Raw genomic sequence first — 15,812 nt, forward strand, 5'->3', positions numbered from 1 at the left:
GATGAATCAATCTGAAAATTTTGAAACGACCATGAACAGTGAATTGACTGACTTAAATAGCCCGCTTTTGCAAAGCGTCATTAATGCGTGGATTGAACTTCAATCCAAACAACCTTTGGTGCACATCATCACCAATGCAGTTGCGAGCAATTATGTCGCCAATGTCCTTTTGGCTGCGGGTGCTTCTCCTGCAATGATTGACAATCCCTTTGAAGCCGAAAGCTTTGCCTCGATTGCCAGTGCATTGAATATCAATTTAGGTACGCCAACGTCTGAACAAATGCAGGCCATGCAAATTACTGCACAAACAGCACAAAATTTAAATAAACCTTGGGTGCTTGACCCTGTCGGTTATGGCCCCGTTTTGCCGTGGCGATCTGAAATGGTTGACCAATTACTCCAATACAAGCCAAGTATTATTCGCGGCAATGCATCAGAAATCAGCTGTCTTGCAGGTAATCAAGGTGAATCCCGCGGTGTCGATAGCACGCTCAATAGTGCCGAGATTTATTTAAATGCTGTGCCCTTGTTAGAACACTGTGAATGTGTGGCAATTTCAGGCGAATCAGATTTCATCTTATCGAAAGAAATGAATGCAGTGATACAGATTAATGGTGGGTCTTACTTACAACCCAAAGTGACGGCTTCTGGCTGCGCTTTAGGTGCGCTAACAGCAGCTTATTGCGCCGTAAGTGAATCACTAACTGCTGGCACGGTCGCAGCACATTTGCACTTTGCGATTGCGGGTCAAAAAGCCTATGAAATTAGCTCAAGTGTCGGCAGTTTTAATGTTGCATTTTTAGATGAAATTTATAATCTCAATGAAGATGATTTCAATCAACTTGCCAACATGCAAATTTATGCACTATGAAGCTACGATAGCTTGAGAAAAAAATAGCTTGAGTAAAAGACTCAAGCTGTTCAGGGTTTCACGCTGTTTTTTATAATTAGAACGCGTCAAAAGCTTACTGTGCCGTGCTGTCACTTGCAGCATTAGCATCAAACATTTCTGAATCTTCGATCGTTTCTGTTGGATTACTCAAAATCATGTCGAGGTCATAGTCCCCCGCATAAACAATATTTTTGATTTTTGAACAGTCGCCATCACTCATTTCATAATTTAATACTTTGGCTTCATCGCCAATTTTAAACTCAGCACGAACGACGTTTTTATTTTCATCAAAACTCAGTTTAGGCTGAACGCCTTTTTTCGAATCTTGCTGCGGATCTTGGCTATCCGTGAAAATATCAAAATCCACATTACACGCTTGTTGCGACTGCTTACAGTTAATTTCTTCTTGCATACGTTCCGCTAACGATGGCTCAAAATAGGCAGTAAGTTGATCTTTACTCAAAGCATGTAACTTCAACTCTTGGTCATAAATTTGTTTGACCAGTTTTTCCGGTGCAACACATTTCTGCGATTGCTCCTGTACTTTTTGCTCTGCTGGCTGACAAGCCGTTAAAAAGATTGCCGCGCCGAAACCGAATAATCGATATATCGTCATTTGTCGCATAACACATCCATGTCCGTCATTAAACTGCCCGCCCAACTGCCAGATTCATACTTGCTTCAAAAATAGTTGAAACATTTAATTTACAAATACACATTAACCCCATGCCATCAAAATAATCTGGCACGTGCTGCATAAAAAATTGAACATGTTCATCAGATTTTTTCCGTAGCCGAACCAATTGCTCAGGCGTCACCTTCGGTAAATCACAACGATGAACAAAAATATCCTCAGCCCGATGCTGCACATCATGCTGACGGATTTTATAACTATTTAAAACATCCATATACTCTGTGGGCATCGGGACACCATGTCTTGGATAAAACTTAACAGAGCGCGAGGCAAATAATGTATATACCTTTGGTTGTGCCAATGTAGCCACAAACCACATTGGAATCGCTGGAAAACGAATCTGATACTGCATTGCCACTTTAATCGCCGAGTTTAAGGTCAGGTTTTTCCGACGATAATCAACCAATACCCCTGCCCGTGAATTAAAAATAAAAATCGGCCGATTGTTATGCATAATTTTTAATATACGCACAATGTTTTGCCCAATCAGTTTTTCCTGTTCAAAATACTGAATGATTGGTAAGGCAACAATATCGGGGTCATGCATGTATTGATAGAGTTGCTCAATCTTAGAAGTTGGGAAAATACATTGATCAAACTCCCAGAGCCGTTGAAACAACTCATGTTTTTCTTCAGTCGTGAGTTTACTAAAATCAATGATATTCTCAGTGATCGCCATACCAACACCCATTTTTTTAATGGATTAACTTTGAATTTCTTCAAAGTACCTAGTTATAAAGTTTTCCGAAGCGGTATTTAAATGAAATAAAATTATTCATAGATCATCAATGATGATTAAAACCCCAAGTTAAAAATGAATCGCTATTTAACCTCATGCTTTTTTAAAATCAACCCTATCAATATTTCTTACTTTTGAACCGTTTTAGCCATCTAATAACTCAAAAGATATAGCGTTCCTTGACTGTTACATCATGTAAATATGATACGTTTTAACATCGTGAATTGCAGCCCCTGTTATATAGGATTTCTTATACTTTCTAGTCATACAAAAAAGACAGCTTCGAAAAGCTGTCTTAGGGTCATTTTTAATATTTGAGCATTAGGCCTGGTAATAGATATCAACCGTTTTAATGCGGTTTTCATCCATTGCCGTGACTTTAAATTGAATGCCTTTAAAATCAACCACAGTACCGACTTCTACATTGCCGTGGGTCTGATCTAAAATAAGACCTGAAACACTGATATAACCATCATCTTCTTCGATCAAATCCAGCATTTCCAATTCAAGTTCTAACTGATACAGATCGAGCATGCCTGAAGCTTTCCAATGTTCATCATCGATTTTAATCAAATCAAGTTGTTCATCTGCATCAGGGAATTCACCAGCAATCGCTTCAAACACATCGAGTGGTGAAATCAGACCTTGTACCGCACCAAACTCATCCGTAACCAGTACCAAAGAGCCTTTAGAGGTACGCAAGGTATTAATCGCATCAATCACCTTCATCTTTTGGAAAATAAAGATCGGACGATGACGTTTAATCAATGCTTTTAGATCATCTTCACTATCTAGAACATCAATAAGCTCTTTCGCACGGACAATACTAATCACTTTATCCAAGCTACCACGACACACAGGGAATAAACTGTGCGGCACTGAAAGGACTTGCTCACGAATTTGCTCAGGTGTGTCATTTAAATCCACCCAAGAAATTTGATTACGGGGAGTCATGATCGATGCAACTGAACGCTCTGCAAGCGTCAATACACCACCAATCATGTAACGCTCTTCGTCTGCAAAGGTTTCTTGCGCTTGATTACCGACTTGATCGGCTTCTAAGCGCCCACCCATCAGCTTTAAAATACTGTCCGCAGTACGGTGGCGTAATGGAATTTTCGCTTCGTGTTTTTGAGCATTACGCTGACTAAACTGGTTAAAGGCTTCGATGACAATCGCAACACCAATACCTGAGTAGATATAGCCTTTCGGAATATGGAAACCAAAACCTTCTGCTATCAAACTAATACCGATAAGCAATAAGAAGCTTAAACATAGGATCACGACGGTCGGATGTCGGTTTACAAAAGCCGTTAGCGGTTTAGATGCAAGTAACATCACTGCCATTGCCACAATCATTGCAGCCATCATGACATAAATGTTGTCGACCATACCGATCGCTGTAATGACAGAGTCTAAAGAGAAAACCGCATCTAAGACAACAATTTGCGCAACTACTGCTGTAAAGCTGGCATATGCCACTTTTGTTGTCACTTGAACTTCCGGTTTACCTTCTAATTTCTCATGCAGCTCTGTGACCGCCTTATAGACTAAGAACAATCCACCGAACAATAATATGAGATCTCGACCAGAGAATGTCCAATCAAAAACGGTAATCAGGGGCTTTGTTAACGTGACCAACCAAGAGATTGCAAATAACAATCCTAATCGCATAAATAATGCGAGTGAAAGACCAAGTACACGGGCTTTATCACGTTGTTCTGGAGGGAGTTTTTCTGCCAAAATGGCAATAAAGACTAGGTTATCAATCCCTAGTACAATTTCTAAAATAATTAATGTAAGTAAACCAACCCAGATTCCGGGATCTAACAAAAATTCCATTAGCTCTCTTCCTCATTCTGGATTGTAAGAATATCTTCAATCAGACCAACGCACGGCGACGGATCCATAAATTTAACCTGTGTAACTATAGACCATTCCATTATGCATAATCTTGCGCATTTGTAATGTATTCAAGCATATTTTTTCGCATCAACAATATGACAAAATGTTAAAAGCGCTTAATGCGTTGCCGATTGAATGGGCTACATCAAATATAAATCTAGATCGTAATACTGACTTTTATAGATACATGCCAACGCTGTTAAAAAGATTGATTTCATCTAACTTTTTAATTAAATATTATTAAATGCGTTGTATAAGATTGTATGACAAATCTAATGAATTATTTATTTCAACCTTTTGGTAAAATATATTAATATTCAATTTGAATTAAAAACTTATTTATTTCACTACACTATCTCTCTATAGCAAAAATTACTTTTATTCTTTTTTAATCGCTTGGACAGAATATCAATATAATCTATTAAGATAATCTAAAAATGAGATATCTTCTACTTTCTATTTTTTTATTGTGAACTCTTGCTATTACCCTCTATTTTTCAATAGAATGTTAAAACATTAAATAAAATTAAAACAAATATTCAGGGGACTTCTTCATGACAAAAAAGTATTCAAAATTTTTACCATCCACCGATGACTTTAGCTTAGAAAATTTTCCTTTCTACTGGGTCACTCAGGTTCATGCTCAATACGTTTTAAACGTTGACCATGCGTTGAAAAAATATGGTGTTGATAATTCACGTCGCCGTATCCTTCTCGCACTCAAGTCTAAGCCACATGCGAGCGTTTCGGATTTATCTGAAATGGTCGTGTCTAAAATGTCGACGACAACCAAAATTGTTTATCGCTTAAAAGATGAAGGCTTAGTAGATACCTATTCTTGTGAAGATGATGCGCGTATTACCCGCGTCGTGTTAACCGATAAAGGCACTGCAATGACGCAGAAGATTAACGATCTAACGAATGTCGTTCTCGAGCAATCTTTTGAAGGCTTAACACCGCTACAAATTGAAAAAACCATGGAAAGCTTAAAGCACATCTTCAAAAACTTAGCGCGCTAAGCATTCTGCATCACCGAAGTATTAATCGAAAAAGTTCAGTTGGGGACTGATTTTTTCGATTTTTATTTTAGGTGCATGCGCGCATTCAAATTCATCAACGGGAAAACCCTGTACAAAACTTTGGATATTGGGTGATTTCCAGCTTAACCATTCCTCTAATCGCGCATGCGGAATCACAATCACCGAGCGTTTTATATTTCCTGGCTCATGAAAGTGTTTCATCATTTCATGATCGATAGCATCCATCGTAATCATGGTTGCAGAACGTACAATCTCATCACCTTGCCGACAAATGTCATATAAGGCAGCGATATAAAACGCTTCTCCATCTTTGCGTTTAACACTCCAACGCTGCGGTTTATTGTCGATATACATAGACTCATAAAATTCAGACACTGGAATTACGCCAAACTTACATTTTGAGATCGCATTGATAAAAGACGGCTTTTGATACAAAGTTTCATTTCGGGCATTATAGGTTTTTAGTGCAATAGATTTGTCTTCGGCCCATTTAGGCACCATGCCAAAACCCACTTTTCGCCACTCTAGCCCTTGCTCAGACTTAAAGAGCAGCGGTAAATCATAATTTGGATAGACTTCCTCAGGATATTCAAAACTGATTTCAGGCAAGTTTTGCGACTTTAATTGCGCTAAGGTAATCGGTTTGAAATTGGCACACATATTTGCCATAATCCGCAAAAATTCAATCTTTATAATAAATGAAAAATCTAGACCGAAGTCGCTTTATCGTTTTAATTCTAATTTCAAGCCTATATTCAACCGCACATGCCGCAAAAGTTTCTGTACATACCGTTTCATTTCTACCTTTTAGTCTCGACGCGCTCTATCTCAATGAATATCCATTTAAACAAAGCCTGATCAATGAAATCGAGATCCCTGCAGGCAAATACCGCATTCAATATAAGCATTTTCGCAATCAGCAAATGATCAGTACACATCATTGGGTTACGGTCAAAAATCTTCCCAATACCCAAGAACAACAATTTTCATTGGTCATCTTGCCTGATGGTGAAGTAATCAATGTCTCTGATTTTAAAATTACATCTCCAGAGATGTTTCCTGAAATCCGTTTTGCAAAACGTGCTCAAAATAGTTATCGCTTGATGCAAAATCAGCAAAGACAAAGAGATCAGTTTGGCGTGATTCTTCCTGACGTAGATGAAGCCCATACGACAGAATTAGAAGATCAATTTGGCTGGTTTACGGTAAACTCAGATGAAGGCCGTGTCAGGACTTCTTGTACTGGCACGTTTAAAATCAACCCTCAAGATGCGCTCCCCTATTTCACTACTGCAAATTCAGCTCTTCAGTTTAATGATTAACAAGGAAACCAAAAACATAACGCATATTTAGCGTTTAGTGATAACAATCCGCTTATTCCAATCGAAGATCGAACAATTCATGAGGCAACGGATTACAAAAATAGCTTGAAGTTTGATGTCTATATTCACCATATCCAAAAAATGAAAACCGAGACTATTTCTTCTAATTATTCAATCTACAATTATAAGGTTCAGGTCAAGCTGTATATGACGGCTTTGCAACGTAAGCCCATGCTGTTGATGAATCAGCAAATGCACTATCAGGATAATTGTTCAAGTCAGGATATTGGCGCTTTTCTGTATTACAAAACACGTTGGAGTCGTTTTTGGGACTATATACTTCCTGATATTTCATGGAAATAAACTAGAGAGGTCCTGCTCCTGCGCAACAGAACCTGTTGTGAAGTCTATTGCACAAGATAAAATAGACTTCATTTTGTGTATTTTAAGCGGGGAAAGTCTGCCAATGGGTGCGGGTAAATTCCTCAAATATCCACTCACCATTAAAACGGCCAAGGCCTGAATTACGTTCACCACCAAAGGGTGCATTAGAATGATCCGCCACACTGATGCCATTGATATGCGTCATGCCTATATCGAGTTTGGCAGCAAACTCTCCGCCGCGCGCTAAGTTTGACGTACATACCGCACTCGATAAACCAAATCGGGTTGAATTCGCCAATTCTAGTGCATGTGCTTCATCTCGCGCTTTTAAAATCGGCAAGATTGGCCCAAAGCTTTCTTCCAATGCAATATCAGCGTGTGCATCCACATGGGTAAAAATATGCGGTGCAACCAATTGACCTTCAATGCCGCCTGCATAGGCTAAAATTGCATCTTGCTGAATAGCATTTTGAATAATGGTTTTTAATTTATCAACCTGCGCCTTGTTGATGATAGGCCCTATGAGGGTTTCAGTAGCATTTGGATCACCGACGACAATTGTTTTTACTCGCTGAATAAGCTTATCCACATAAGCATCATGTATAGATTCATCCACAATGACGCGGTTCGTACTCATACAGATTTGACCTTGATGCAAAAACCGCCCCATTACAGTCAATTCAACAGCTAAATCTAAATCTGCATCATCCAAAATTACCAATGGCGCATTACCACCCAACTCTAGTGCAAGCCGCTTAATTCGTGAACTTGCCAAAGCTTTCACGCCAACTTGCTTACCGACTTCTGTAGAGCCAGTAAAAGAAATCATTTTAGGTACAGAATGTTCTACAAAATAATCCCCAATTTCACTGCCGCTGCCTGCAACAACATTCAATACGCCATGCGGCAAACCTGCTTCTTCAAATAATTTGCCGAGTAATGTACCACCTGTGACTGGCGTGTCACTTGCAGGCTTCAACACCACACTATTACCGCAGGCAATCGCAGTCACCACAGAACGCATCGATAAATGAAATGGAAAATTCCACGGGCTAATCACCGCAATGACACCCAAAGGTTTGCGCAGTACAAAACTTTTTCGGCTCGGGTCTTTACTCTCTAGCTCCACGGTTTGCATTTTTTTAGGAAAACTCAGCGATTCTTGGATAATGCCAACCGCTGCATCAACTTCAATATTGGCTTTTAAACGTGTACTACCAGATTCATCAATCAGCCATTGAATAATTTCTTCTCTTCGTTGCTGAATGGTATGAGTTAATTTAGTGATGACTTGCTGACGTACTTCAATGGACTTGGTTATTTCTGATTTAAAGGCAGCTTCTGCAGCACTATAAGCACTGTCTACATCGACACTGCTTGCAGCCTGCAATTCAAAAATTTCTGCTTGGCTAAAGGGATTGATATTCTTGATGTGACGCGTTGAAGTCCCTGCTCGCCACTGTCCACCAATATATTGCAAATCTAATGCGGTATATGCTGACATCGTTTCCATCCCATTTTTATCATTCATTCCAATGTAAAGGCTTCAGCATCGAAAAGCTATGAGAAAAACAGGAAGAAACTTTATCCATAATTTATTGTACAACGCTACAACTTAAATAGGATGATTAATCTGCTGCATCGCTTTATAGATTCGCCAATAAATATAACAGCTAACCAAAACTTCAAAACTCAGGTCTTTAACTGTGGTGAGTTGCTCAAGTGCAGCCTCCTCCATGTTTACGGTCAACATGGGTAGTAGCGCTTCGATGACAATGCCGATGGCAATAAAGAGAACTAAACTCTGAATGGTCACGGGTAGATACAATGCGATAAAGCGCTTTAAAAAATCTCGGCCTTGCTCGCCGCCATTGGCTTTAAATATGGCATTCACCCAGCTAATCAGCAGACCAACTTGTAAAACAAACGAAGCCCAAGCTTCTGTAGGTTTGGATTCTGGGGTTAAGGTCAGTGCTAAGTAGCTAAAGAAAATCAATATTGAACTGGCAATATAGTAGTTTTTATAATGGGTTTCAGAGACTTTATTCAGTCTTATATCATCCACCAACCGATTTACATTCCATAAATACATGGATTTTCCTTTTCATTTTTTATGTCGACATTCTAACTTTCTAAAGTAATAAAAAAAGCCTCCGAAGAGGCTTTTTTTGATTTACAGATTAGTCACCTGTATAACCTTTTAATTTTAAACGGTAAGCATGAAGAAGCGGCTCTGTATAACCAGAAGGCTGCTCGCCACCTTTGAATACTAGGTCATATGCAGCTTTGTATGCATAGCCATCAAAGCTTGGTGCCATTGGCGTGTAGAGTGGATCGTTGGCATTTTGCTCATCTACAACTTTCGCCATGCGCTTAAATACTTCTTCAACTTGCTCAGCAGTTACGATACCGTGACGTAACCAGTTCGCAACGTGTTGAGAAGAAATACGTAAAGTTGCACGGTCTTCCATCAAACCAACGTTGTTGATGTCTAGAACTTTTGAACAACCTACACCCAAATCAACCCAACGAACCACATAACCCAAGATACCTTGAAGGTTATTTTCGAGTTCTTTGGTTTTCTCTTCTTCAGACCAGTTTGTATCTGTCGCTAAAGGCGGTGTTAACAAGTCATCTAAAGATAGCGGTTGAGTATTCAACAACTCTTTTTGACGCTCAGAAACATTGCACTGATGGTAATGGATCGCGTGAATAACAGCACCAGATGGAGACGGAACCCATGCACAGCTTGCGCCAGCTTCTGGATGCTCAATTTTCGTTTTATACATATCAAGCAACATATCTGGTTTTGGCCACATGCCTTTACCGATTTGCGCTTTACCACGTAAGCCTGCTTGTAGACCGATCATCACGTTACGGTTTTCATATGCAGGGAACCAGATTTGAGACTTCACTTCGCCTTTACGAACGAATGGACCTGCTTCCATGAAAGTATGGATTTCATCACCCGTACGGTCCATGAAACCTGTATTAATAAAGATCGTACGATCTTTCGCTTGCGCGATACAGTTTTTCAAGTTCACAGAAGTACGACGTTCTTCGTCCATGATACCGATTTTCAAAGTCTTCGCAGGTAGACCAAGCGCTTGTTCAGCACGCTCAAATAATTCAACTGCAAATGCAACTTCTTCTGGACCGTGCATTTTTGGCTTAACGATATACATAGAACCTTTACGAGAGTTCTTGTTTTCGTTTTCGCCTTTAATATCTGCAAACGTCAATAACGGTGTGATCAATGCATCCATGATGCCTTCGTAGATTTCAGCACCATCTACAAGGATCGCAGGGTTTGTCATCAAATGACCCACGTTACGAAGCAACATCAATGAACGACCGTGAAGCGTAGTTTCACCACCGATTAAGTTTTTGTGCGTACGATCTTTATTTAATGTACGCGTGATGATCTTACCATTTTTCTCGATTGACTCAGAAAGTGTACCTTTCATTAAGCCTAACCAGTTACGGTAGCCTTCAACTTTCTCTTCAGCATCAACTGCTGCAATTGAGTCTTCTAAGTCTTGAATTGTGGTTACTGCAGCTTCAAGAACTAAGTCTTTAACGCCCGCAGCATCAGTTGAACCAATTGGGCTCGTCGCATCAATTTCAATGATTACATGCAAACCATTGTTTAAAAGTACGATTTCAGTTGGCGCAGCTTCGTCACCATTAAAACCAACAAACTGAGCTTCTTTCGCTAAAGTTGCAGTTGAGCCATCTTTTAGGCTTACAACTAACTTTTTGCCTTCTACTGCATATTTAGTTGCATCTGCATGCGAACCATTAGCTAGCGGGAAAGTTTCATTTAAGAAGTTTTTAGCAAATTCGATAACTTTTGCGCCACGAGCTGGGTTATAGCCCTTACCTTTTTCCGCGCCGCCTTCTTCAGAGATCACGTCAAAACCGTAAAGAGCATCGTAGAGTGAACCCCAACGTGCGTTCGCAGCGTTTAAGCAGTAACGTGCATTACGCACAGGTACTACCAATTGCGCACCAGCCAATAATGCGATTTCTTCGTCTACATTTTCTGTGCTGATTTGGAAATCTTCTACTTCTGGTAATAAGTAGCCAATTTCAGTAAGGAAAGCTTTGTAAGCTTCGAGTTCAAATTTGTTGTTGCGGTGCCATTCATCAATTTTAGCTTGAATGTCGTCACGCTTAGCCAATAGTGCTTTGTTCTTTGGGCTAAGATCGACAACGACTTGTTCAAAGTTTTTCCAGTAAGTTTCACTGTCTAAACCTGAACCCGGTAGTGCTTCATTTTCGATGAAATCGTAAAGTTCTTTAGCAATCGCTAACTTGCCTTTTTGAATACGTGCAGTCATTGTCTTTCCTGATATTGCTATTTTTTATAACAAGAGATTCTAGTATACCCATTTATACTTTGCTGAATAGTACTATCACATTCCTAAATAATGATCATTTTCTATGTAATGAAATACCCTCATCATTCAACATAATAAAGATCAGAAATACGACGTCATCATCAGCCTGAATACCTTTTTACAGTGTATAAAGTTTTTGAAATGTCGAAATTAGACTTAAGTGCAGAATTTTGTTCTAAAACTGAACAAATAGACCCAAGCCTCAAACAAACTCACTCGATTAAGCCATGAAATGCTGCCAATGTCGATGCTACAACTTCAACCAATCAGTTTAAATTTAACGCTTTTATCGATGAATTATTATTCAGCCTAGCTTCTTATTAAATGATGCTTTTATCTTGAGACTTGGCTTTAACTTCTATTGTTCGTTCCACAGCTTTTCTTAATTTATACATGTTATCTAAAACAAAAAATCAAAAAAAAAAGAACGCCATTAAGACGTTCTTTTTTTATTCCAACAAAAACGCTTAATTTTCTGCTGTAGATTCTGTTGCATTGATTTGGCGGTGAGAGGTATGTAGATAATCATCAGATTGCATTTCCAATAAGCGCGAACGTGTACGCTCAATTTCAAATGCCAATTTTTCACCTTGATATAATTCAATAATCGTATCTTCTGAAGTAAGCAACAACTTCACCCCACGGTCATAAAATTCATCAACCAAGTAGATAAAACGACGTGTCCCTTCAGACAAATAATCCGTCATGTGCGGCACATTACTCACCAAGACCGTATTATAAATATTGGCAATTTCAATAAAGTCCGCTGGGCTACGTGGTTTTAGGCAAAGCTCAGAATATTCGCACCACAGTACATCTTCGGTATGACCAATGGTTTCCACAATACGCTGATTAATAATAATTGGCTCTTGTGAAACCGTTTGGGTTTGCGTTAATGCTGTAAAACGCTGTGCCATCCACAACTTATGTTCATGTGTTAAAGGCGACTTAAACAACTGCGCTTGTTTCAATACACGTAAACGATAGTCTACGCCTGAGTCTACATTTAAAATCACACAGTTCTTTTTTACCATTTCGATGGTTGGGATAAAACGGTCACGGTGGATCCCGTTTTTATATAAACCATCTGGTGCGATGTTAGATGTTGCAACAAGGGTGATCCCACGCGTAAATAATTTTTGGAATAGATCACTCAAAATCATCGCATCTGTGACATTGGATACAAAGAATTCATCAAAGCAGATCACGACTGCTTCTTTATAAATTTGGTCGGCAACAAGGTCGAGTGGATTACGCTGACCTGAAAGCTTATTTAATTCACGGTGTACGTACTGCATAAAGTGATGGAAATGCATACGTGTTTTGCGTCGAAATGGCACAGAATCATAAAACTGATCCATCAGCCACGTTTTACCACGTCCTACACCGCCCCACATATACACCCCTTTCGGTGCAGTTTGACGACGGAAACGACGAAACGCTTTTTTAGAAGCCTTAAAACGTTGGATTAATTCTTGCCAAACTCGATCCAACTCATGCACCGCTTGCGCCTGTTCCTGATCTGGTAAAAACTGACCAGATGCTAAGGCTTGAGCATAACGCTCAGCCGGTGAAATCGGAGTAAATGCGGTGTTGTGTGGTGACTGAAAATCTGACATATCATTAAATACTTTTTGGGGCTAAATGAATTATAACGAAGAATAAACTCGAAGATATAACACTTTGGCAGTAAAGCGCATTGGCTATTTATTATATTGTCTCGGACTATGCCCAAACCAACGTTTAAACGCATGATTAAACGCCGCAGGTTCTGAATAGCCGAGCAATTCTGCAATCATTTCAATTGAATATTCATTATATTCAATCATACGGAGTGCTTTATCTTTAATAATATCTTCACGAATTTGCTTATAACTGGTATTTAACTGTTGCAGTTGATGACGCAAAGTTCTTTCAGGCAAGTTCAACGCTTGAGCAGTTGCTGCCATACTTGGCATCGCACCACTTTGTAATTCCAAATAATCTTGCACACGTTGAACCAATGATGGCGCATCTTCATCGGCGCTTAAACGTTCTAACTCCGCAATACATTTCGACTCATATAATCGAAAAGTAATAATATCTGCGGAAGGGATCCGAATATCTAAAACATCTTCATCAAACCAGAATGCCGCAAATGGCGCACCAAATCGAACTTGTGAGCCATAATAATCAGTAAACATTTTTAATTTTTCAGGATCTTTGGGTTCAGCAAACGGCAAATCAATTTGAACTTGCGGTGTAGATAGACCCATCATTTTGTACAGATCACGGATAAATTTATACGTTCCAGAAATTTCCGACTGCGCCAATAATGCACCCAGTGGTGCATACACATCTTGGGGTTGATAACATAAGGCCACTTTATGCTGACTGATTTGCAAACTCAAACGCCCAGTTAGATGCGTCAACTGTTGAAAGCGAATTCCCTGATTTAAAGCTTGGCGTAAAGTATCACTGGTGACCAATAACATCAGCAACGGGCCATAACCCGCCAATGTATAATGCTGACCAATAAATAACCCTTGCTCAGGTTCTACATCTTTACCAATGACTTTCAGTACATCCCACTCCAAACTCGGATGAATCACTGAAGTTGGATCGAGTGCATCGACACGCAGCCCAATAGTTTGCAAACGTTGATCGACATCTACGCCTGCTTTACGCATTCCTTGTACTAAATACATCAGGCTTAGAATAGATCGTTTCATAAATCGTAAAATGACATTAAATTTCTTCTTTTTTACTACAAATTTGCAATTATGAACATTGCCGTTTCGATCAATTTTTCTGTCACCTCAATCATATTGTTCTGGTTATGAACTCAAGTATGCTTAGCCTGTAATCTCGCTTGGAATTAAAAAAATGATGCAGGAAGCGCAAACAAAAACAGTGCAAACCCCAAAAGCCAATTCTGAAATACATACGCAAATCGCCATCATCGGCGGTGGTTTTGGTGGTATTGCTATGGCGATCCGACTTTTACAACAAGGCAATCAAGATTTTCTGATCCTCGAAAAAGCCAATGATTTTGGTGGAACCTGGCGTGAAAACCGCTACCCTGGCGCTGCCTGCGATGTGCAATCACATATGTATTCACTTTCTTTTGCACCCAAAACAGATTGGTCAAAGCGTTACGCCGAAGCGCCGGAAATATTTGACTATATCCAACATGTCACCCGTGAATATAATTTAAAACAATTCTGTCGCTTTAACAGTGAAGTGCTTTCAAGCCAATACAATGAATCAACCTGCGACTGGCATTTAGAACTCAAAGATGGCGTTAAAATTACCGCTCAATATGTGATTTTTGCATCTGGCCCGTTACATGTCCCACAAATTCCACATATTCCAGGCATTGAAAAATTTAAGGGTAAAGTGTTCCATTCTTCTCAATGGGATCATCAATATCCATTAGCAGGCAAAAAAGTCGCATCGATTGGTACAGGCGGCAGTGCCATCCAATACATTCCAGAAATTGCACCACAAACACAGCAACTTTATGTTTTTCAGCGTACAGCGGCTTGGGTCATTCCACGAGATGAACGTAGTTATCATGGTTTAGAAAAATCATTATTTAAAAAATATGATTGGTTTCGAAAAATTCACCGTGCTCGACTGTATTGGACCAACGAATCACGTGTCGTGCCAATTGTTAAGCCGACCACCATGAAGTATGCGCAAAAACTTGCAGAACTGTATATTAAGTATCAAGTCAAAGATGCTGAACTCGCCAAGAAACTAACCCCAAACTACATCATGGGTTGTAAACGCATTTTAATTTCTAATAAATACTTTCCAACCTTTAATAGACCTAATGTGGAATTGGTCAGTGATGCAATACAAGAAATCACTGAAAATGCCATTATTACCAAAGATGGAAAATCCCGTGAAATTGACTGCTTAATCTATGGGACTGGCTTTATTACTGACCCACGTATTTATCTCAAGTCCTTTGAATGTATTGGTGAAAATGCTCAAGAACTCAAACAAGTTTGGCAAGCTGGCGCAGAAAGTTTTTATGGCATTTGCACCAAAGGCTTTCCAAATCTGTTCCAATTATTAGGCCCCAATACCGTACTTGCGCATAATTCAGTGGTATTTATGATTGAGGCACAAGTCGATTACATCTTACAAATGATGCAATTGGTTTCAAAATCTAATGTTCAAGCCATCGCTGTCAAAGATCAGGTGCAAGATCAATTTAACACTCATGTACAAGACATGCTTGATGGCACGGTATGGCAATCAGGCTGCGTGAGCTGGTATCAACAAAATGGCGGTAAAAATTTTGCACTGTGGCCAACTTATACATGGAAATATTGGCTCGCTACTCGAAAAATAAATCCAGCTGATTTTCGACTCCTAAGTAAAACAAAATCTAGTCATGCAGCTTAAGCAATAACAGGTCATAATAGGCAGGTATTCATTAT

Annotated in this window: 14 protein-coding genes; 5 read left to right on the plus strand and 9 right to left on the minus strand. The window is 39.4% G+C overall.

All coding sequences use genetic code 11. The features are described 5' to 3' along the window. Position 1 precedes the first annotated feature (1 nt). Positions 2-871: a hydroxyethylthiazole kinase gene (thiM, locus tag FTU77_RS02985; RefSeq protein WP_180054547.1), complete on the plus strand. Its 870-nt coding sequence runs from the start codon at positions 2-4 to the stop codon at positions 869-871. A 94-nt stretch (positions 872-965) separates the two neighbouring features. On the opposite strand, the gene FTU77_RS02990 is transcribed toward thiM, so the two are convergent. The 3 genes from FTU77_RS02990 to FTU77_RS03000 all read right to left on the minus strand — a co-directional run bounded on the left by FTU77_RS02990 (position 966) and on the right by FTU77_RS03000 (position 4,167). After that, a complete protein-coding gene (locus FTU77_RS02990) occupies positions 966-1,517 on the minus strand; it encodes a DUF3828 domain-containing protein (protein ID WP_180054549.1) in 552 nt (183 codons plus the stop codon). 19 nt (positions 1,518-1,536) lie between these two features. After that, positions 1,537-2,265 carry a hypothetical protein gene (locus FTU77_RS02995; protein ID WP_180022471.1) on the minus strand — a complete coding sequence of 243 codons (729 nt, stop codon included), beginning with the start codon at positions 2,263-2,265 and terminating at the stop codon, positions 1,537-1,539. A 381-nt stretch (positions 2,266-2,646) separates the two neighbouring features. After that, on the minus strand, positions 2,647-4,167 hold the full coding sequence (locus FTU77_RS03000; protein WP_078193645.1) for a transporter associated domain-containing protein: 1,521 nt from the start codon (positions 4,165-4,167) through the stop codon (positions 2,647-2,649). A 617-nt stretch (positions 4,168-4,784) separates the two neighbouring features. Here FTU77_RS03000 and FTU77_RS03005 point away from each other — a divergent pair. Further along, positions 4,785-5,249: a MarR family winged helix-turn-helix transcriptional regulator gene (locus FTU77_RS03005; protein ID WP_180003047.1), complete on the plus strand. Its 465-nt coding sequence runs from the start codon at positions 4,785-4,787 to the stop codon at positions 5,247-5,249. A gap of 21 nt (positions 5,250-5,270) precedes the next feature. Here the strand turns inward: FTU77_RS03005 and FTU77_RS03010 are convergent, their stop codons facing one another. Then, complete coding sequence (locus FTU77_RS03010; RefSeq protein ID WP_180007386.1) at positions 5,271-5,930, minus strand: SOS response-associated peptidase family protein; 660 nt, start codon at positions 5,928-5,930, stop codon at positions 5,271-5,273. Between the two features lie 38 nt (positions 5,931-5,968). Here FTU77_RS03010 and FTU77_RS03015 point away from each other — a divergent pair, with 38 nt between their 5' ends. Further along, a complete protein-coding gene (locus FTU77_RS03015; protein WP_180054551.1) occupies positions 5,969-6,592 on the plus strand; it encodes a hypothetical protein in 624 nt (207 codons plus the stop codon). A 207-nt stretch (positions 6,593-6,799) separates the two neighbouring features. Next, the gene (locus FTU77_RS03020) at positions 6,800-6,955 is read left to right on the plus strand and encodes a hypothetical protein (RefSeq protein WP_180054553.1); all 156 of its coding nucleotides are present in this window, start codon (positions 6,800-6,802) and stop codon (positions 6,953-6,955) included. An 82-nt stretch (positions 6,956-7,037) separates the two neighbouring features. On the opposite strand, the gene FTU77_RS03025 is transcribed toward FTU77_RS03020, so the two are convergent. The 5 genes from FTU77_RS03025 to FTU77_RS03045 all read right to left on the minus strand — a co-directional run bounded on the left by FTU77_RS03025 (position 7,038) and on the right by FTU77_RS03045 (position 14,090). Continuing rightward, positions 7,038-8,480: an aldehyde dehydrogenase family protein gene (locus FTU77_RS03025; protein ID WP_180054555.1), complete on the minus strand. Its 1,443-nt coding sequence runs from the start codon at positions 8,478-8,480 to the stop codon at positions 7,038-7,040. 111 nt (positions 8,481-8,591) lie between these two features. Continuing rightward, positions 8,592-9,068, minus strand: coding sequence for a hypothetical protein (locus tag FTU77_RS03030; RefSeq protein WP_180054557.1), 477 nt, complete (start codon positions 9,066-9,068; stop codon positions 8,592-8,594). A gap of 88 nt (positions 9,069-9,156) precedes the next feature. Beyond that, positions 9,157-11,319 (minus strand): malate synthase G, encoded by a 2,163-nt coding sequence (locus tag FTU77_RS03035; protein ID WP_180054559.1) that lies wholly within the window; start codon positions 11,317-11,319, stop codon positions 9,157-9,159. Positions 11,320-11,846: 527 nt separating this feature from the next. Further along, a complete protein-coding gene (gene zapE, locus FTU77_RS03040; RefSeq protein ID WP_180054561.1) occupies positions 11,847-12,998 on the minus strand; it encodes a cell division protein ZapE in 1,152 nt (383 codons plus the stop codon). A gap of 84 nt (positions 12,999-13,082) precedes the next feature. Beyond that, entirely contained in the window at positions 13,083-14,090 is a 1,008-nt protein-coding gene (locus tag FTU77_RS03045; protein WP_111885051.1) for an AraC family transcriptional regulator, read from the minus strand. 157 nt (positions 14,091-14,247) lie between these two features. Between FTU77_RS03045 and FTU77_RS03050 the strand changes: the two genes are divergently transcribed. Then, positions 14,248-15,777: an NAD(P)/FAD-dependent oxidoreductase gene (locus FTU77_RS03050; RefSeq protein WP_180040271.1), complete on the plus strand. Its 1,530-nt coding sequence runs from the start codon at positions 14,248-14,250 to the stop codon at positions 15,775-15,777. Positions 15,778-15,812 lie beyond the last annotated feature (35 nt).

Source organism: Acinetobacter sp. YH12142 (genome assembly GCF_013418435.1).
GTDB classification, from domain to species: Bacteria; Pseudomonadota; Gammaproteobacteria; order Pseudomonadales; family Moraxellaceae; genus Acinetobacter; species Acinetobacter amyesii.

Coding starts and splice junctions, on each gene's coding strand:
- FTU77_RS03030 (WP_180054557.1), bottom strand. CDS start 9,068: ATGTATTTATGGAATGTAAATCGGTTGGTGGATGATATAAGACTGAAT.
- zapE (WP_180054561.1), bottom strand. CDS start 12,998: ATGTCAGATTTTCAGTCACCACACAACACCGCATTTACTCCGATTTCA.
- FTU77_RS02995 (WP_180022471.1), bottom strand. CDS start 2,265: ATGGCGATCACTGAGAATATCATTGATTTTAGTAAACTCACGACTGAA.
- FTU77_RS03035 (WP_180054559.1), bottom strand. CDS start 11,319: ATGACTGCACGTATTCAAAAAGGCAAGTTAGCGATTGCTAAAGAACTT.
- FTU77_RS03020 (WP_180054553.1), top strand. CDS start 6,800: ATGACGGCTTTGCAACGTAAGCCCATGCTGTTGATGAATCAGCAAATG.
- FTU77_RS03000 (WP_078193645.1), bottom strand. CDS start 4,167: ATGGAATTTTTGTTAGATCCCGGAATCTGGGTTGGTTTACTTACATTA.
- thiM (WP_180054547.1), top strand. CDS start 2: ATGAATCAATCTGAAAATTTTGAAACGACCATGAACAGTGAATTGACT.
- FTU77_RS03010 (WP_180007386.1), bottom strand. CDS start 5,930: ATGTGTGCCAATTTCAAACCGATTACCTTAGCGCAATTAAAGTCGCAA.
- FTU77_RS03050 (WP_180040271.1), top strand. CDS start 14,248: ATGCAGGAAGCGCAAACAAAAACAGTGCAAACCCCAAAAGCCAATTCT.
- FTU77_RS02990 (WP_180054549.1), bottom strand. CDS start 1,517: ATGCGACAAATGACGATATATCGATTATTCGGTTTCGGCGCGGCAATC.
- FTU77_RS03015 (WP_180054551.1), top strand. CDS start 5,969: ATGAAAAATCTAGACCGAAGTCGCTTTATCGTTTTAATTCTAATTTCA.
- FTU77_RS03005 (WP_180003047.1), top strand. CDS start 4,785: ATGACAAAAAAGTATTCAAAATTTTTACCATCCACCGATGACTTTAGC.
- FTU77_RS03045 (WP_111885051.1), bottom strand. CDS start 14,090: ATGAAACGATCTATTCTAAGCCTGATGTATTTAGTACAAGGAATGCGT.
- FTU77_RS03025 (WP_180054555.1), bottom strand. CDS start 8,480: ATGTCAGCATATACCGCATTAGATTTGCAATATATTGGTGGACAGTGG.